This window comes from Pseudarthrobacter sp. 01T43, assembly GCF_056398665.1.
The window spans coordinates 1-18,170 of sequence record NZ_JBFTPV010000017.1; the positions used below are offsets into that span (position 1 = coordinate 1).

Annotated in this window: 14 protein-coding genes; 5 read left to right on the top strand and 9 right to left on the bottom strand. The window is 65.4% G+C overall.

From position 1 onward, the window contains the following. Positions 1 to 245 precede the first annotated feature (245 nt). The 4 genes from AC1DIM_RS14620 to AC1DIM_RS14635 form a co-directional block, all read right to left on the bottom strand. Positions 246 to 1,040 carry a hypothetical protein gene (locus AC1DIM_RS14620; protein ID WP_477711222.1) on the bottom strand — a complete coding sequence of 265 codons (795 nt, stop codon included), beginning with the start codon at positions 1,038 to 1,040 and terminating at the stop codon, positions 246 to 248. A gap of 248 nt (positions 1,041 to 1,288) precedes the next feature. After that, the gene (locus tag AC1DIM_RS14625) at positions 1,289 to 2,569 is read right to left on the bottom strand and encodes an ABC transporter substrate-binding protein (protein ID WP_477711223.1); all 1,281 of its coding nucleotides are present in this window, start codon (positions 2,567 to 2,569) and stop codon (positions 1,289 to 1,291) included. 177 nt (positions 2,570 to 2,746) lie between these two features. Next, on the bottom strand, positions 2,747 to 3,697 hold the full coding sequence (locus tag AC1DIM_RS14630; protein WP_477711224.1) for a carbohydrate ABC transporter permease: 951 nt from the start codon (positions 3,695 to 3,697) through the stop codon (positions 2,747 to 2,749). Next, on the bottom strand, positions 3,687 to 4,631 hold the full coding sequence (locus tag AC1DIM_RS14635) for a carbohydrate ABC transporter permease (protein WP_477711225.1): 945 nt from the start codon (positions 4,629 to 4,631) through the stop codon (positions 3,687 to 3,689). The genes AC1DIM_RS14630 and AC1DIM_RS14635 overlap by 11 nt, the downstream gene beginning before the upstream one ends. 650 nt (positions 4,632 to 5,281) lie before the next feature. Here AC1DIM_RS14635 and AC1DIM_RS14640 point away from each other — a divergent pair. Then, positions 5,282 to 7,330 (top strand): DUF6807 family protein, encoded by a 2,049-nt coding sequence (locus AC1DIM_RS14640; protein ID WP_477711226.1) that lies wholly within the window; start codon positions 5,282 to 5,284, stop codon positions 7,328 to 7,330. A gap of 23 nt (positions 7,331 to 7,353) precedes the next feature. Beyond that, complete coding sequence (locus tag AC1DIM_RS14645) at positions 7,354 to 8,517, top strand: M24 family metallopeptidase (protein WP_477711227.1); 1,164 nt, start codon at positions 7,354 to 7,356, stop codon at positions 8,515 to 8,517. A 176-nt stretch (positions 8,518 to 8,693) separates the two neighbouring features. Here AC1DIM_RS14645 and AC1DIM_RS14650 read toward each other — a convergent pair whose 3' ends face one another. The 4 genes from AC1DIM_RS14650 to AC1DIM_RS14665 are packed head-to-tail and all read right to left on the bottom strand — an operon-like array spanning position 8,694 to position 13,169. Continuing rightward, positions 8,694 to 9,821: a mandelate racemase/muconate lactonizing enzyme family protein gene (locus tag AC1DIM_RS14650; RefSeq protein ID WP_477711228.1), complete on the bottom strand. Its 1,128-nt coding sequence runs from the start codon at positions 9,819 to 9,821 to the stop codon at positions 8,694 to 8,696. Beyond that, positions 9,821 to 10,726 carry a 5-dehydro-4-deoxyglucarate dehydratase gene (locus tag AC1DIM_RS14655; protein WP_477711229.1) on the bottom strand — a complete coding sequence of 302 codons (906 nt, stop codon included), beginning with the start codon at positions 10,724 to 10,726 and terminating at the stop codon, positions 9,821 to 9,823. The genes AC1DIM_RS14650 and AC1DIM_RS14655 overlap by 1 nt, the downstream gene beginning before the upstream one ends. Further along, a complete protein-coding gene (locus AC1DIM_RS14660; protein WP_477711230.1) occupies positions 10,723 to 11,691 on the bottom strand; it encodes an NAD-dependent epimerase/dehydratase family protein in 969 nt (322 codons plus the stop codon). Before AC1DIM_RS14660 ends, AC1DIM_RS14655 begins: the two co-directional genes overlap by 4 nt. A 44-nt stretch (positions 11,692 to 11,735) precedes the next feature. After that, on the bottom strand, positions 11,736 to 13,169 hold the full coding sequence (locus AC1DIM_RS14665) for a Gfo/Idh/MocA family protein (protein ID WP_477711231.1): 1,434 nt from the start codon (positions 13,167 to 13,169) through the stop codon (positions 11,736 to 11,738). Between the two features lie 374 nt (positions 13,170 to 13,543). Here AC1DIM_RS14665 and AC1DIM_RS14670 point away from each other — a divergent pair, with 374 nt between their 5' ends. Next, positions 13,544 to 14,602, top strand: a complete 1,059-nt coding sequence (locus tag AC1DIM_RS14670; RefSeq protein ID WP_477711232.1) for a LacI family DNA-binding transcriptional regulator — start codon at positions 13,544 to 13,546, stop codon at positions 14,600 to 14,602. Positions 14,603 to 14,822: 220 nt separating this feature from the next. Further along, on the top strand, positions 14,823 to 16,160 hold the full coding sequence (locus AC1DIM_RS14675) for an alpha-hydroxy acid oxidase (protein ID WP_477711233.1): 1,338 nt from the start codon (positions 14,823 to 14,825) through the stop codon (positions 16,158 to 16,160). A gap of 74 nt (positions 16,161 to 16,234) precedes the next feature. On the opposite strand, the gene AC1DIM_RS14680 is transcribed toward AC1DIM_RS14675, so the two are convergent. Then, on the bottom strand, positions 16,235 to 16,780 hold the full coding sequence (locus AC1DIM_RS14680) for an ArsR/SmtB family transcription factor (RefSeq protein ID WP_477711234.1): 546 nt from the start codon (positions 16,778 to 16,780) through the stop codon (positions 16,235 to 16,237). Positions 16,781 to 16,872: 92 nt separating this feature from the next. Between AC1DIM_RS14680 and AC1DIM_RS14685 the strand changes: the two genes are divergently transcribed. Next, positions 16,873 to 18,114 carry an NAD(P)/FAD-dependent oxidoreductase gene (locus tag AC1DIM_RS14685; RefSeq protein ID WP_477711235.1) on the top strand — a complete coding sequence of 414 codons (1,242 nt, stop codon included), beginning with the start codon at positions 16,873 to 16,875 and terminating at the stop codon, positions 18,112 to 18,114. Positions 18,115 to 18,170: the final 56 nt, after the last annotated feature.

Below are 18,170 nucleotides of genomic sequence, written 5' to 3' on the forward strand. Positions count from 1 at the left end.
TCCACAAAGAACAATGGACCATCCACACCCGAAACAACATCCCCTGGTTCACACCCCCACGCCACATCGACCCCACCCAAAAACCCCAACAAAACCACTACTTCAAACCACCCCCACCACCCCAACGCGAATAAACACCAAGGCAGCGCCAAAGAAAGCAACTGGAATGAGGCAGCCCGTCAAGGGCAACGACACTGCACCGCGCGGAATCCGGACGACACCATGAATTCGGGGAGGCAGTCCGACTACTTGACGGCGGCCAGGACAGGACCCGCCCGATCCCCCATGGCACCGTCGGCCGTAAAGCCCAAGACCTCAATCCGGACGTCCTTTTCGCGGTGCACCTCCGTAACGTTCGCGGATCGGGCCGACCCTTCGACCATGCCGGCCGGGAAGCCATCAATAGTCACCCCCCACCTGTAGACCGCCGGATCAGCAGACTCCCAACTCAATTTGACCTCACTGATCCGCCCCACCGTGGAGAGAACCTCGACGCGAACATTTGAAGGAGCCGCCAACCGCGGCTGCGACGGCGCAGTGCTGATGCGAACCGGCGTCTCCAACGTGTCAGTGCCACCGGCGATGCCGGTGACGCGCAGAATCACCACTCCCTCAAACGTCTTAACGTAAGTGTGCTTGAGTATCGGATCATTGGTGGTCCGGTCGTAGCGTCCGTCCCCGTCCACGTCCCATTCATACTTCACAACAACGCCGAGGGACCCTGATGCGTCGTAGGTAATTTCCATACCCGGCCGTGCGAAGTATCCGTTGATCGGCAATCTCGCCTCGACATCGTCAGTCTGTTTGCCCAACGGAATGGTGATCACCTGCACCGGCGCCCCCGACGCCTGCCCCGACGGCGAAGTGGCGTCTGCATGGGCCGACGCCACTTGAGTCTCGGCAGGAGCTGAAAGGACCCAGGTCTGAGGCGTCGCAGTTCCTCCCGGTACGCCCTCTGCGCAACCCGTCGCCAGGAGCGCCAGCGCCAAAAGTATTGACAGCGCCGCGGCGCGTCCGCCCGGGCGGTTGAATGCCTTCACGTTCTCCCCCCATGAATTGAACTGCTCCCAGTGGACCACAAGGACCGGCACCGGTCTACAGATGGCCGCCGGGAAAGCCGCACCTAGTCCACGCACCTTGAGCACCCCAGCCTTGGCCCTTAAATGCCGAAGTCCCGGCTGGAACAAAGGGTTCCAGCCGGGACTGTGGTGACCACTCGCCGTCGTACGCTCCTGCGAGAGGACCGGGTCCCCTCAAGGGGGACCGGACGGATGCATCGGTGTGCTGTCTAGCTGATGGCGGACTTCATCTCGTCCACGGCCTTCTTGCCGGCGTCGTCCGTTGACAGGCGGTTGAAGAGGACCTCGGAGGTGTAGCGCTTGACGATTTCCTGGATCGCGCCCGCGCCCTTCGGCGGCGGAGCCGGAGCCTCGCCGAGCTCATCCTTGATCTGATCAATAAACTTGACCACCTTGATGTCAGCGGGGGTCAGCTTGGGCTCAATGGCTGCCCGGACGTCGGAGTTCGGGTACACGCCGCGGTCCGCCAGCAGTGCCGCGCCGGCCTTTTCGCTGTTGGTCAGGAAGTTGATGAACTTGGCGGTTTCCTCAGGGTGCTTGGTGCGGGACGAAGCGGACCAGAACTGGGACGCCTTGTACCAGAGCTTGGCGTCGGCGGCCTTGCCTGTGGTGGACGGGAACCGGAGGATCTGCAGCTCCGAGCCGGCGGCCTTCTCCAGGGCCGGCAGTTGGTTGGACCACCAGAACGCGAGCCCGTTCTTGCCGGTGGCCAGGCCACTCTGGTCAAGCGGTGCAGCCTCAGCTTCGACTACCTCCGAGGCCGTAGGCACAGCCTTCTTCTCACTAAGGGCCTTCAGGTTAGCCCACCACTCGGCGATGTCGCGCGGCTCGAAGCCCAGCTTGCCGTCGTTGGTGTAGAGGGTTTTGCCATTCTGCCGGAGCCACACTCCCAGCGACGCCTCGTCGGTGCCATAGGCGGCGGCGCCATACGTGCCCTTCGGCGATTTGGCCGTCACCTCGGCAGCGATGCGACCGAAGTCGTCCCAGGTCCAGGTCTTGTCGTCCGGAAGCGCGACTCCGGCGGCTTTGAACACGGCAGGGTTTGCCAGAATCGTGGCGGCATTGATGCCKGCAGCGATACCGGTCAGGCCCTTCTGGCCCTTGCCGGCGTTAAGGGCCGCCTCGTCCAGCTTGGAGGTGTCGATGTTGTACTTCGAAAGATCCAGCAGCGCACCGCGCGTTGAGTACTCGGTGATGTATTTCTCGTCCATCTGGATGATGTCCGGGGCATCATTGGCTGCGACCTGGGTGGCGAGCTTGTCCCAGTATCCGCTCCAGTCGCCGTACTCCGGCTTGATTTTGATGTTGKGGTTCTCAGCTTCAAATGCGGCGATCGCGGCCTGCGTCACCTGCGCCCGCTTATCGCTTCCCCACCAGGAGAAGCGCAGTTCAACGGGTCCGCCGTCGCTCTTAGCGGTGGCTCCCCCACCGCAGGCGCCGAGGGCCATCACGACGGCGGCTGCCGCGGCAATTACACCTGCCTTACGCATGCGGGGCCTTGGGCGGGAGGATGAATCAGCTGCCGAACCGTTCGTGCCAGCAGCGTTAGAGCGAGGGAAAAGCGGCACTGGGTACTCCGATCTTCTTTGATCTATTAAGGGAGGAATTACGTGAGAAAGCGTTTTCTGAACTTAATACTACAAGTCCACTACTTGTATGACAAGGGGTTATTTGATGCCCGTGGTGGCGATGCCCTTGATCAGGAACCGCTGCCCAAAAAGGAACACCAGGAACACCGGAAGCAGCGACACGATAGACATGGCGAACAGCGATCCCCAACTGGTGGCGGACTGCGAATCCACGAAGGCGCGCAGTGCCACCGGAACGGTGAACATGTCCGGGTCCGTCAGGTAAATAAGTGCGCCGAAGAAATCGTTCCAGGTCCAGATGAAGGTGAAAATGGTGGTAGTGGCAAGGGCCGGCACCATGAGCGGCAGGATGACCCGCAGGAAGATGCGCGGGTGGCCGGCGCCGTCGATCCTCGCCGCCTCATCCAGATCCTTGGGGATGCCGCGGATGAACTGGACCATCAGGAAAACAAAGAACGCGTCTGTCGCCAGGAGCTTGGGCACGATGAGCGGCCAGAACGTATTAACCCAGCCGATCTGCGAAAACAGGATGTACTGCGGCACGATCACCACATGGAACGGAAGCATGATGGTCAGCAGCATGATGCCGAAGAACAGCTTCTTGCCGGAGAACTGCAGCCGGGCAAACGCGTAAGCAGCCATGGAGCAGGAGATGAGATTGCCCAGGATGGACCCAATCACCACGATGGCTGAGTTCAGCATGTAATGGCCAAACGGGTGCGTCAGCGCGGACCAGCCGCCGGTGTAGTTGCTCATTTCCAGAGTGCTCAGCCAGAGCCCGGGGTCCTTGAAAATGAGGTCGTTGGGCCGCAGCGACGAAACCACCATCCACAACAAGGGGTAGATCATCAGTCCGCCGGCCAGGATCAGGATGGCGTGCTTGACCAGCGCCTTGGTGCGGGCGGAGCGGCTGAATGCAAGGGTCCCGCGGGATTCCCGGACCTTTTTGGGCTTGCGGTGGTTCGTGGGCGTACCGGCGCCGGCGTTGTTCTTGTCCGGGGCGGGCAGCGTCTCAAGTTTAGTCGTCATAGAAAACCCAATACTTTGCAGCGATGAAGTTGATGGCGGTGAACACACCGATGATGACCAGCAGGAACCACGCCATGGCGGAGGCGTAGCCCATGTCGAACTGGCCGAAGCCCTTCTGGTACAGGTACAGCGTGAAGAACATCGTGGAGTCCGAGGGGCCGCCGTTGCCGCCGGAAACGATGAACGCCTGCGTGAAGGACTGGAAGGATCCGATGATCTGGAGCACCAGGTTGAAGAAAATGATGGGGCTGAGCATCGGAAGCGTGATCCGCCAGAACTGCTGGAGCGTGCTGGCGCCGTCCACCCTTGCGGCCTCGTAATACATCACCGGAATCTGCCGGAGGCCGGCCAGGAAGATGATCATCGGTGCACCGAACGTCCAGACGTGCAGCAGGATGATTGATCCCAACGCCGTGCTCGGATCGGAAATCCAGCCCGGACCCTCGATGCCGAAAAGGGCCAGTGCCTGATTGACCAGGCCGGTGGTGCCGAAGATCTGCTTCCACAGGATGGCAACAGCCACCGAACCACCCAGCAGGGACGGCAGGTAGAACACGGAGCGGTAGAACGGCAGCCCGCGCAGACCCTTGTCCAGCACCAGTGCGATGAGCAACGCCACACCGAGCTGCAGCGGCACACCAACAAAGACGTAGGTGAACGTCACGCCCAGCGAGTTGTGCAGGCGGGCGTCGCCGAACATCCGGACGAAGTTGTCCAGCCCCGTCCATTCCGGCGGTTGCAGCAGGTTGTAGTCCGTGAAGGACAGATACAGCGACATCAGCATCGGTCCGATGGTGATGGCCACTAGGCCTACCAGCCACGGGAGCAGAAAAATGTACGCGGCCTTGTTATCCCTGCCGTTCGCCTTTTTCTCCGCTGCGGACAGCGGGCCCTTGCGCCGTTTGAGCGTGGTCAGTTCGCCGATGGCGCTCATTCCGGCACCCTGCCGTCGCCCCGGGAGTCTGCTGCGAACGTGCCCTCAGGACAAAGCCCCTCGGGACGGCGCCCCTCTGGACGAAAGTCTTCTGGACGAAAGTCTTCTGGACGGAGTCCTTCCGGACCGAGGTCTTCGAAACAGAGCCCTTCCGGGGGCAGCCCCCTGGGAATGGGATTAGCGGCCATGTGGTCTCCTTTGGTCATCGTGGCCCTCCACGTTATGTGTGATCGCTCCGGCGACGTGCATCAGCCGGCATGGATGAGTGCGCAGTCCAGGTGGGCCCGCACATCGGTTGACCGCATAACTGGGCAATCACCCGATGCGATCCAGTGCCATACCGCTTTCGGTGGCAGGCTCAGCCCGGATATGGCTAGTACTCCGACTCCGGATCCGGCCTCCCTCCCGCGGTTGTCGGGAAAGCGGTTACCTACCAAAGTAAACGGTTTCTTGACTGCTGTACAGGCCTTTGCTAATTTTTGAGAAAGCGTTTTCTGTCGAGGCATTCCGAAGACCCTCCCAGGCTCACTTCGCACTCCCTCGCGGGGTTGCTCCGCACTAAATTTGCACTTTGGAGTACACAAGAAAGGAACGCACGACGGCGTCCCCTCCTCCCAGCCCCGCTCACCGCCCAGCCACCAAGGACACTGATGACCCAGCAAACGGCCAGCCCGGCCAGCCGCATCGCCCCGGCGCCCGGCATCCCGGCCACAACGGCCCTCCCCCGCGTCGCGCTGGTAGGCGTGCACGGCTTCGGTGAGCGGCATCTGGCCAACCTTGCGCGCCTCACGGAGGACGGCGTCGTCGAGCTTGTGGCAGTTGCCGACCCCAACCCACCACAGGACGGTGCGCTCGGCGGATCCGTGGCGGTCTTCAGCAGCCTGGAGGAGTTGCTGGCGGCGGGCTCGGCACCTGACGTGGTCATTCTGGCCACGCCCATCCAGACCCACTCACCACTGGCGCTGGCCGCGCTGGCCGCCGGATCCGATGTGTACGTTGAAAAGCCTCCGGTGTCGTCCATGGCGCAGTTCCGTGACCTGCTGGCAGCCGCCGACGCGTCGGGGCGGCTGGTGCAGGTCGGATTCCAGAGCCTTGGATCACACGCGCTGCCCGCGATCCGCAACGCCGTCGAGTCCGGTGAGATCGGCGAGGTCCTCGGCCTCAGCGCCCAAGGAATGTGGGTTCGGTCCAAGGGATACTTCAAACGCTCACGCTGGGCGGGCAAACGCAGCATTGATGGCACCGACGTGGTGGACGGCGTGGCCACCAACGCGCTTGCCCATGCGGTTGCCACCGGGCTGCACGTGGCTGGCGCGCACACCGTGGCCGACGTCGCCTCGGTTGACACCGACCTTTACCGCGCCCACAACACCCAGAGCGACGATACCTCCGTGATCCGCGTCCGCACCGCCGCCGGGCAGACCCTGCTCTGCGCCCTCACATTGTGCGCACCGGAACAGCGGAGCCCCTCCGTGACGGTCCACGGCACCCTGGGCGAGATAAGGTTTTTCTACACCGAGGACGAGGTCGTCACCACCACACCGGACGGCGAGCGCCGTGAAGTCTTCGGCCGGACTGACCTGCTGGAGAACCTGCTCGCGGCACGGCATTCCCGCGCCCGGTTGCTGAGTTCCCTGGCCGATACCGGCGCGTTCACCTCGGTGCTGGAAGCCATCCGCACCGCGCAGGATCCGCAGGAAATCAGTTCCGAGCACGTCACCTGGGAGGGCAGCGGCGACGATGCGCACCCCGTCGTCCACGGCATCCCGGAGCTGATGGACCGCGCAGCCAAGGCGCAGGCCACCTTCGCGGAACTGGGCGTCCCCTGGGCCTCCAGTTTGCCGCCGGCCCGGACGTTCACCGTCGACGGCCGGCCCGTAGCTGAATACCAGGACGGCAGCCGTGTCCGCGCGGCCTCCTCGCCCCGCCCCTATCTCCACCCGGTCCGCACCCTGGCCGGGACAGTTATCACGGACCACCAGCCCCTCGATCACGTCTGGCACCTGGGCGTCGGAGTGGCCCTGCAGGATGTGGACGGCGTCAACTTTTGGGGCGGCCGCACGTACACGCGGGCCGCGGGCGAATACGTCTGGCGGCACGACCACGGCAGCATTGTCCGTACGGGGGAACAGACCGAGCGAGAGGGTCTCCTGGCGGAAACCCTCTCGTGGAACGGGCCCGACGGCGCCCCCGTCCTCACCGAACAGCGCACCTGGACCTGGGCATCAGCAGGCCCCTCCGCCTGGCGTCTCTCACTGGACTTCGCACTTTCGCCCGCTGGCGACCGGCCTGTCAGTTTGGGCAGCCCGGGTTCCAATGGCCGCGCGGGAGGCGGATACGGCGGCTTCTTCTGGCGCCTGCCTGCATGCGCCGAGGCCTCTGTCCGGGCACCCGGCGGGACCGGAGGCGCTCTTCGAGGCGAGTTGGCCGTGCACGGGCAAGTGACCCCGTGGCTCGCCTGGTCCGGCAAGTTCAACGCGAGTGAAAGTCCCGCCACGCTGGTGTTCGTCGCGGCGGAAGGTTCCACGGACCCGTGGTTTGTCCGGGTGGACGGCTACCCAGGTGTTGGCCAGTCGCTGGCGTGGGATGCGCCGGTCGCTGCTGAACCTGCCAAGCCGGTGCGGCGGAGCGTCACGGTGTATATCGCCGACGGATTTTTGAGCACCGAAGACATCCAGACCTTGATAACGAAGCTTTGACCAGACCATTGGGGAACCAGCTTATGAGCCAGACAACAACCGTAGCCACCACTCCGTCGTCGCAGCTGAACGCAGCCGCGGGCCCGGCAGGCAGCACGCGCCGCACGGCGCCCGCCTCCGCCGCGGACCGGGCCATCAAACGGCGAAGGGTCCTGGACATCCTTGACGCCAAGGGCGAGGACTCGTTGCTCCTGACCACGCACACGGCGCTGACCTGGTACCTCGACGGCAGCCGGGTGCACATCAGCCTCGCGGGCGATCCCATTGCCGCGCTGCTTGTGGACCGGGATGGCGACCACCTGGTGACGTTCAACAACGAGGCCGGCAGGGTGGCCGCCGAGGAGCTCCCCGCTGGAGTCTCCCTCCATTCCGTGCCCTGGTACGGGAACCTGCACGAGGCCGCTGCCGCCGTCGGGCGTTCCTCGGTTGCTGGTTCGGGCGTCCCGCTGGCCGAGGCCGCAGTGGCAACCGAACTGAGGGCCGCCCGTCAGCAGCTGCTTCCGGCCGAGAGCGCACGCTACGCCCGCCTCGGTGCGGAACTTGCAGGCATGCTGACCGACGTCCTGTCCAACGCACGGCCGGACACCACCGAATTCGAGCTCGTGTCCGCGCTGGCGGGCAGAGTTGTGGCCGCGGGCGCTGAGCCACTGGTGCTGTTGTGCAACGGCAGCTCCCGCAGCGAGTTCCGCCACCCGCTGGCCACGCACGCTCCGCTGGGCCGCCGCGCCATGGCGGTGGTGTGCGCGCGCCGGGACGGCCTGGTTGCCAACATCACCCGCTGGGTAAGGTTCGACGGCGGGACCCCCGGAGAGCGCGACGCGGAGTCCCGGATCGCTGCCGTTGAGGCGGACATCTTCGACGCGACGGTGCCGGGCGTCCGGCTGGACCACATCTTCGGTGAGCTCAAGGCAGCCTACGTCCGCCACGGTTTCGGCGCGGAACAGTGGGAGCAGCACCACCAGGGCGGGCCTGCCGGCTATGCGGGCCGTGATCCCCGGGTCACCGCAGCGGTCACCGATACCGTGGTGCTGAACCAGCCGTTCACGTGGAACCCGTCGGGCCCCGGGGTGAAGATCGAGGACACGGTGCAGCTCACCGAGTCGGGCGTGAAAGCCCTGACCGTGGACGAGCGCTGGCCGGTCTCGGCCGTGAACGGCCTGCAGCGGCCGGTGACGCTTCAGCTGTAGCTCATCCCTCTACCTGCAGGGGACCTCGGCGAACCCCCACTCACTACCTGCACACCGGGACCAGTGGCCGGGCTTCAACGGGAGCCGAACACGAAGCGCTCCCGCAGTCTGTGACTGCGGGAGCGCTTTTTCGTTGAAGCGGCATCGACTGCGAGAGCGTTTGGCGTACATCGACATTATGTGCGAGAGGGTTTATCCGGGTGGTCGGTAAACCGGAAGCCCAGTCCCGGCTGGTTGGTGACGGTGAGGCGGCTGTTGCTGAAACGGACCGGCGACGGCCCGGCAAGGATGCCGAGTTGTTCGAAGGAGGCATCCTCGACGTCCTCCACCAGGGTGGGCTCGGCCAGGGTGAGCGCCAGCTGGCCGGAAAGCTCCGGCAGCAAATGCGGCATGACCCGGATGCTGTTGGTCCGCGCCAGCTCCACGATCCGCCGGAACGGCGTAATGCCGCCGACCCGGATGATGTTGGGCTGGATGATGTCCACCGCCTCCGCGTCAATGAAATCGCGGAAGCGGTAGATGGTGTGCAGGTTTTCGCCGAGGGCGATGGGCACCGGCGAATGCTTCCGCAACCTGCGGTATGCCCAGAGGTCGTCCGCCCGGATGGGCTCTTCGAGCCACTCCAGTCCGTACTCCCCGAGCACGTCCAGCGCCCTGAAAGTGGTGGGCAGGTCCCAACGCTGGTTGGCGTCGATCATAAGCTTGCCGTCCGGGCCGAGCACTGACCTGACAGCTGCCACCCGCTCCGCGTCCTCGCGGATGTCGGGCCTGCCCACCTTGATCTTGACGGCCCGGTGTCCGGCGACAACCCAGCGTTCGGTCTGGGCCACCAGTTCCGCAAGGGTGTAATGCAGGTTCACACCGGACCCGTACACCTCGGCGGACTCCTGGCGTTGACCCAGCAGGCCGGTGACTGACGTGCCGGCCAGGCGTGCCTGGAGATCCCAGAGGGCCAGGTCGACGCCGGCCATCGCGATGGTGGTCAGTCCCCCGCCGCCGGCCTCATGCAGGCGTTTCCACAACGCATCCCACACCACCTCGGGGTTGGCGGGCAGCCCCATGATGAAAGGTGCGATGTCGTAGTCGAGGAGGGCCTTGACTGCCTGCGGGCCGATGGTGGGCGTCCAGGAAAAACCATGCCCCGCGCCGCCGTCGTCCGTTCTTACCTCCGTGACGAGCACATGGTTTTCCGGTGCCTCCACTCCCCAACTGCGCCGCAGCGGGACGGTCAGCAGCCGGGTGGACAAGCCTGCAATCAGCGGGGCAGTCCGGACGGCTTCCGTGACGGCGACGGGCGCACTCATCAGCGGCCGGCCAGCTCGTAGCCCCTGGCCAGGATGGACTTCAGCTGGACCATCTGGTCATCCGTGGGGTCCGTCAGCGGCGGCCGGACCGAACCAACAGGGAGTCCGCTGAGCCGCAGGCCGGCCTTGACCAGGGAGACGCCGAAGCCCGGCGTCTGGTCGCGCAGCCGCACCAGGGGTGCGTAGAAGCCTTCCAGCAGGGCGTTGCGGCGGTCCTCATCACCGGCGATGTAGGCGTCGTAGTACGCCTTGGCAATTTCCGGGGCCATCGCGAACGCGGCCGAGGAGTAGAGCGGGATGCCCAGTCCACGGTAGGCGCCCTGGGTCAGTTCGGCAGTCAACAGTCCGTTGAAGAAGGCGAAGTCCTCGCGGCCCGTAGCCCGGACAGCGGAGACAATCTCCTGGGCCAGGCCTACATCGCCCAGCCCGTCCTTGAAGCCCACCACCTTGGGGTTTCCGGCGAGCCGGGCCATGGCGGCGGCAGTGAACTTGGCGTTGCCGCGGTGGTACACAATCACCGGGAGGCTGCTGGCGTCCGCCACCGCTTCAACGTAGGCAACCAAACCGTCAGTGGGCCCGGTGACCAGGTACGGCGGCAGGACCAGGAGTGCGTCGGCACCGGCTTCCTCAGCCACCCGGGCGGCAGCGAGCGCGTGGCCCAACGGCCCGCCGGCTCCGGCGACAACCGGCACCGAACCAGCCACAACTTCGACGGCGGCGCTCACGACGGTGCGCACCTCGTCGATGCTGAGGGCGTGGAACTCGCCGGTACCGCAGGCGGGAAACACGCCGCCCGGCCCGAACGGGAGCCTGGAGCTGATGTGCTCCTTGAGGAGCTGCACGTCAACTGCACCTTCCGGCGTGAAAGGGGTGACGGGGAAGAATAAAACGCCGTGGAATTTCATGATGTCTCCTTGGATCCGGCCCCCGCTGTGACCAGCGTGACGGACGTCTCGTCGTTGAGGTTGGTGCCTGTTTTGAGTTCGGTCCGCCAGCTGCGCTGGGGCTCCCAGCCCAGCAGCTCGCGGGCCTTGGCAATCGAGAAGGCGGGGCTGGTGCCGGTCAGGCCGGCGGCCAAGGCTTCGCTTCCGGGCAGGAATTGTGGCATCAGTTCGGCCAAGGGCGCCGTGGCCAGCGCATCCGCCGCCCCGACGAAGAAGGTCTCGCCGTTGGGGATGGAGTCCATCTTCTGCAGGAGCAGGTCCAGGAAGTCGGCCACGTCGCGGGCATCCACGTAATTGAACAGCGCAGGGGCGGACAGTGCGGGGTCGGCCAGGCGTTCGGCGAGGGTATGGCCCTGCTGCGTGGGGGCGCCGTCCCATTCCTCGGGCGAAATGACATAGCAGGGCCGGAACGCGGCGTAGCGGATCTTCCCACCTTGCGATGCGGCGAACATCTGCACGGTCTGCTCGGCGATGAGTTTGGACAGTGCGTAGGCGTTCCAGGGCCTGGGCGTGGTGGACTCATCCAGCGGGAAACTGTCCGGCAGCCAGCCGGCCGGCGAACCGTAACCCAGGACCGTGGGGCTGCTGGCGGTCACGATCTTGCCGATCCCCAGTTCCGTGGCCGCGCTGATGACCGCGTAGGCGAGGCGCGTGTTCGTGGCGAAGATGACCTCCTCCGGCGCGCTGAACGGTACGGCGATCGCGGCGAGGTGGATGACGGCGTCGGGCGCGGTTTTCCGGAGGAGGCGCAGCGCCTCCCCCGGCGCCAGCAGGTCCCCGGTTTCCTGCACCACGCCGGCAGGCAGCTGGTCCGCGGGAAGGGCATCGCGGTCCACCGAAATTACTTCGTGGCCCGCGTCCGCGAGGCCTGCCACAACGCTGCGGCCGAGGCGGCCGGAGCCGCCGGTGACGAATATTTTGCTCATGCTTGGTTTCCTTCAGGTTTTTGGGCGTGCAGCTTTTCGGCGCGCTAAGCCCGGCGGAGGTCCGCGCCGAGGTCCAGGTCCTCGATGCGGACCGGGAGGGAAGATTCGAGCGAGCGGTTGCCGGCAATGCCCACGGACACGGAACGGAGGCCGTCGAGGTAGCCGGACGGGCGGCCCAGCGGGTCCTTGCCCGGCCCGTTGAAGAGGTCGGAGAGGAGCAGCTCGTCGCCGCCGCCGTGGCCGCCTTCACCGTTCACGATGGGAACCTCGTAGGCAGCTTCCCAGTGGCGCTGGACCACCAGCCGTTCGCCGTTCCGGCGCACGGCGTCGTCCTCCTCGATGGGAGTGGCGCTCGGGTCCACAACGGTCTTCTTGTCGGTGCTGCTGACCACGGCGGAGCGTTCCACCACGTCCAGTTCAGCCCGGCCCTCGGTGCCGTTGACGGACACGCGGTAGCCCTCCCACGGGCTGTGGGCGTTCAGGGAGTAGCTCAGCCGCGGACCGCCCTGGTACTCCACCACAAGGGCCAGGTTGTCTTCGATGGTGATGCCGCCGGTGAAGACATCCTGGTCGCGCCGGTAGCCGTCGTAGTGCTCGTTGTCCAGGAACAGGGCTTTGAGCCGCTCATCGTCGCGGAGGTCCAGCGCGAAGGGGTCCTTTTCGGCTGCGTTGTCCCGGGCACCCGGGCTTCCGGCGTCGGGCGTTCCACGCTCCGGACGCGGACCCAGGCCGCGCTCGGCGGCGTTTTTGTCGCCGTAAAACTTCAGCCCGCCCGAGGCGAAGACGCGCTCGGGAACATCGTCGATCCACCAGTTGACCAGATCGAAGTGGTGCGACGCCTTGTGGATCAGCAGGCCGCCGGAGTTCTTCTTGTCGCGGTGCCAGCGGCGGAAGTAGTCGGCGCCGTGGACAGTGTCCAGGACCCAGCTGAAGTCGATGGAGGTCACCTTGCCGATGACGCCACTCTCAATGATCTCTTTGAGGGCGCTGTTGCGGGGTGAGTAACGGTAATTGAAGGTGACCACCACGTTGCGGCCGGTCTCGGCCACGGCTTGGGTGATGCGACGGCAGCCTTCGGCATCGATGGTGAGCGGTTTTTCAACCACAACGTCGGCACCCGCGTTGAGAGCCTCCACGATGTAGTCGGCGTGGGTGTAGTCCGGCGTGGTCACCACCACGCGGTCGATGTCGTTCGCCTGGATGAACGCGGTGAGGTCGGCGGGGTCAAACGAAGCAACGGGAGCCTGCGCCCCGAGTTCCTGGATGAGCTTCTGGTAGTAGCCCACCCGGCCGGGGTTGACGTCAGAGAACGCCACGAGTTCAGCCGTGTCCGCGTGCTTTCCGTAAATCGCGCGGATGTACATTTCGGAGCGTCCACCGGTGCCGATGAGGGCGAAGCGGGCTTTGCTTTCGGCTGCGTTGCCGGTCAGCGGACCGGAGACGGCGATGGCGGTGCTCGATTCGGCTGTGTTGACCATGGGGGGTCCCTTTCGAAAGCTCAATACCGACCGTTGAGCGGCCGTTTGTGGTGGCTCGGTGGACTGCCGTTCGCCAGTGGCTGGAGTCCTTAGTGAGAAAGCGTTTTCTCGGTTCGCTACAGAATTTCTATCAATAGACGCATAGTCCCGTCAACCCTTATCCTTTCTGGGAGAAAACGTTTTCTTTCACTCGGCCGGGTACGGGCACAAGGAAACCCGTTGCGGGCTGAGCGCACGAGTGGAAATCGGTTTCTGAGAGCGATATATGCTGTCTCTCAGCAGGGGCTCCGGACAATGCCTCCGTCACGGGAGCTCACGACACCGGAACTTACGGCACCGGAACTTACGGCACTGGAACTTACGAAAGGCAGGCCATGGTCAGGAGATCGGCAACGGGCAGGATCGGCATCGCGGATGTTGCCGTCAAGGCCGGGGTTTCGCACGCCACGGTCTCGCGCGTGATGAACGGGAACTACACAGTGGACCGGGACATCGCCGCGCGAGTTCGGGCCGCCGCCGCCGAGCTCAAATACCAGCCCAACCCCGTGGGACGCAGCCTCGCCCTGGGAAAGACAGACACCATCGGCATTGTGGTGCCGGATCTGGCCAACCCCACGTTCCAGGCAATCCTCCGCGGCCTGAGCCGGGCCGCCGCCCAGGACGGCTACCGGGTCCTGATCGCCGATTCCTTCGAAGTCTCCAGCGAGGAGGCCATCCTGGCTGGCGAGGCCCGCCGGCGCTGCGACGGACTGGTTCTCTGCGCGCCGCGCATGAGCGACGCCGAGCTTGAGGACATTGCGCCCTCCCTCCACCCGCTGGTGCTGATCAACCGCACGACGACGGCGCCTGGCATTCCCAGCCTGGTGGTGGACTATGGGCAGGGGGTCGAGGCCCTCGCCGAGCACCTTGCGGGGCTCGGCCACACCCGGCTGGCGTTCCTTGCCGGTCCGGCGGGCAGCGCCTCCAACGGCCTTCGGCTCCAAGGACTGGCAGCCTTCAAGGCCAGCCACCAGCAGGTGGAAGTCACCATGCTCGACGGCGGCTCAGACTTTGACACCGGGCATGAGGCCGTGGACGCGGTCCTGGCCAGCGGCGCCACCGGCATCCTCGCCTTCAACGACCTCGTAGCCATGGGCCTGATGAGCGGACTGCACGAACGCGGCGTCAACGTGCCGGGCGACATCTCCGTCACCGGCTTCGACGACATCCCCTTCGCCCGGTACACGACGCCCACCCTGACCACCGCTGCCGTGCCCATTGCCGAACTCGGCGCGAAGGCCTGGCAGCAACTGCGGGCCCTGATCCGCCACGAAGACCACGAAACTCCGGGCAGCCGGTACCAGCCGCGCCTCGAAATCCGGGCCAGCAGCGGCCCCGCCCCCTCGAACCCCGCCCCCGCCCCCTCGAACCCCGCCCCCGCCAGCGCGAGATGACACGCGGCGGCAGCGTTCTTCGCCGGCACCGCCGCCAACTGCAATCCCGACGCACTGTCACCTCGCCGTCGGAGAGCTGCTTTTCGATCCACGCCAGGACACGTTGGTCCGTACGCATACCGCCATAGTGGTTGATGTGGTCGGACCACATAGATTACAGTGTGGTTAGACCACAGGGTGACCTGTGTCCGGCCCAGCCGGCCCATCGACGGAGGAAGCCATGACCCACACGATTCAGCCGAACAATCCCGAGACCACCCCGGCTCCGGATGCCACAGACGTTCCCGCCGCCGAGGCAGCTCCCCGACCCTCGCCGTCGTCGGCTGTACCTGCGGCCCTCAAACGCCGCCTGCCCAAATATTCGGATCTCGCCCCGCTGATGCAGTTCAAGAAGCCGGAGTTCAGCCGCGCCGCCAAGCTCAAGCGGGCCAGCACCATCTGGGAACTGCGCGACATGGCCAAGCGCCGCACACCCCAGGCGCCGTTCGACTACACCGACGGCGCCGCGGAGGAAGAAATCACCCTGCGCCGTGCCCGGGAAGCCTTCCTGGACATCGAGTTCCGGCCCGGCATCCTGCGCAACGTGTCCAAGATCGATCTGGGCACCGAGATCCTCGGCAAGCCCTCCCGGCTGCCCGTGGGCATCGCCCCCACCGGCTTCACCCGGATGATGCAGTCCGAGGGCGAATACGCGGGCTCGCAGGCAGCCGAAGCCGCAGGCATCCCCTACACCCTCTCCACGATGGGGACGGCCTCCATCGAGGACGTGGCCGCGGCCGCGCCCAGCGGCCGCAACTGGTTCCAGCTCTACCTGTGGACGGACCGCGATCGTTCGCTGGAGCTCATTGAGCGTGCAGCCAAGGCCGGCAACGACACCCTGATGGTTACCGTGGACACGGCCGTGGCAGGCGCCCGCCTCCGCGACGTCCGCAACGGCATGACCATCCCGCCGGCGCTGACCATCAAGACCGTGCTGGATGCCTCCTACCGTCCGGCGTGGTGGTTTAACTTCCTCACGCACGAGCCGCTGACGTTCGCCTCGCTCTCGCGCTACACCGGAACCGTGGCCGACCTCATCAACTCCATGTTCGACCCCACTCTCACCTTCGAGGACCTCGATTGGCTGCGTGAAACCTGGAAGGGCAAGCTGGTGGTCAAGGGCATCCAGACCGTGGACGACGCCCGCAAGGTGGTGGACCACGGCGCCGACGGCATTGTGCTCTCCAACCACGGCGGCCGCCAGCTGGACCGCGCGCCCATCCCGTTCCACCTGCTTCCCGAGGTTTCCGCAGCCCTGAAGGCGGACAACTCGGACGCCGCGATCATCCTGGACACCGGCATCATGAGCGGCGCGGACATTGTTGCCGCACTGGCCCTGGGCGCCGATTTTACCCTGGTCGGCCGCGCGTACCTGTACGGCCTCATGGCCGGCGGCCGCGCCGGCGTGGACCGGGCCATCGAGATCCTGGAAAAGGACATGGCCCGCACCATGGCTCTCCTCGGCGTCAGCAGGATCTCTGAACTCACCCCGGACCACGTCCGCCTGCTCAGCAAGTAGCCCCGCCCCCAACCAGGTAGCAGCACATGTCATTTTGAGCGCTCATAACGACATGTGCTGCTACCTAGTTGGGGCTACTTTTTGCGGCCGAATTTGGGGAGGTTGGGCAGGTTCGCCAGCAGATCGGCGGCCTTCGTCGCGGCGCGGCCAACAGTCCGGCCGATCTGCTGCGGCACGGTGTCGTCACTGAGCGGGGCTGCGGTGCCGCCAGGAATGACGACGGCGGGGCTCAGCTCAGCGTCCTCGCGTGCCAGTACGGCGGCCACATCTGCGTCACCAGGGACGTGAATGCCGACGGCACCCCCGCTCCCGGGCTCCTCCGCGGGCACCTCAGGTGACTTGGCGACGGAAGCTGCCGGGCCGACGTCGAACGGTTCCAGCCAACTGACAATGCCCTCCAGCGGTTTGGGGTTCAGGGCGTAATAGCGCTTCTGGCCCTGGGCACGCATGCTGACCAACTGCGCCTCGCGGAGGACTTTCAGGTGCTTGGAGATGGTGGGCTGGCTGGCTGACAACTCCTCTACGAGTTCCCCCACTGCTTTGTCCCCTGCGCGAAGGGATACCAAAATGTCGCGTCGGGTTGCTTCCGCAATGACGGCAAATACGTCGTCTGTCACCATGCCTCCCACCCTAGCGACATATACGCCGCAAGGCATCAACTATTTCCTCCGGGGCCCTGTCGCACCGACCGTAGGAGGAGTAGGTTGCTCGGATGGATGATACATATCAGGTCGTGGTGGTCGGTGCCGGGTTCGCAGGCCTGACAGCCGCCAGGGAACTGGGCCGCAAAGGCATTCGTGTACTGCTGATCGATTCCAACAACTATCACCAGTTCCAGCCGCTCCTGTACCAAGTGGCGACCTCACAGATAGGGGTCTCGGCCATCGCCCGCCCGTTGAGGTCCGTTTTCCGCCGGATCAGGCAGGTGCGGGTGCTCACCGCGCACGTGGCCTCGGTGGATGCAGCCAACCGCACGGTCACCACCACCGACGGCGACACCTTCCGGGCGCAGGTGCTGGTCATCGCGGTGGGCGCCACGCCGAACTATTTCAACACGCCCGGCGCGGAGGAACATGCCTTCCCCTTGTACTCGGTTGTTGATGCGACCCGGCTGGGCGCCCGCTTGACCAGCCTGCTGGATCAGGCCGACCGGGAAGCCGCGGGTTCCGTTGACGTGGTGGTGGTCGGCGGTGGCCCTACGGGTGTGGAGACGGCCGGCGCCATGGCAGAAAACGTCAAGTTCGTGGTGCCGAAGTACTTTTCGCCGGAACTGGCGGCCCGGTGCCGGGTCCATCTGGTGGATATGCTCCCGACAGTGCTGAACGCCTTTTCGGAAAAATCCCAGGACTACACGAAGCAACGCCTCACGAAGATCGGCGTCCAGGTGCACTTGGGTGTGGGCGTCGCCGAGGTCCGCGAAGACGGCGTCACGCTGGTGGACGGAACCACCATCCCCAGCCGGGTCGTGGTGTGGGCCGGAGGCCTGAAAGCAGGCGACATCATTACCGCATCCGGACTGGCGCAGGGCCGGGGAGGGCGGATCGATGTCCACCCTGACCTGACAGCCCAGGATGCCGAGGGCGTGTATGTCCTGGGTGATGCGGCCAACATCACTGACTCCACGGGCGCAAAACTGCCGCAGCTGGGCTCAGTCGCGCAGCAGGCAGGGAAGTGGGCGGCCCGCAATATCCACGCCGACCTCACCGGCGGCACGCGCCAGCCCTTCAAATACGTGGACAAGGGCTACATGGCGATGATCGGCCGGGGCGCGGCGGTGGCCGAGATCGGCCGGCAGCGCATCCAGCTGCAGGGGTCGCTGGCCTTTGTGTCCTGGCTCCTGGTGCACCTTGCCCTGCTGTCGGGATTCCAGCAGAAAGTCCGCGCACTCTTCTCCTGGCTCAACGGATACATCATCCACAGCCCGGCCCAGGTGGTGGTCGGCCGGCCGGAGTGACGGCGGCGGGCTGGAGCGTCGGTCAGCTGGCACCGACTCGTGGCGGGCACCTGTAG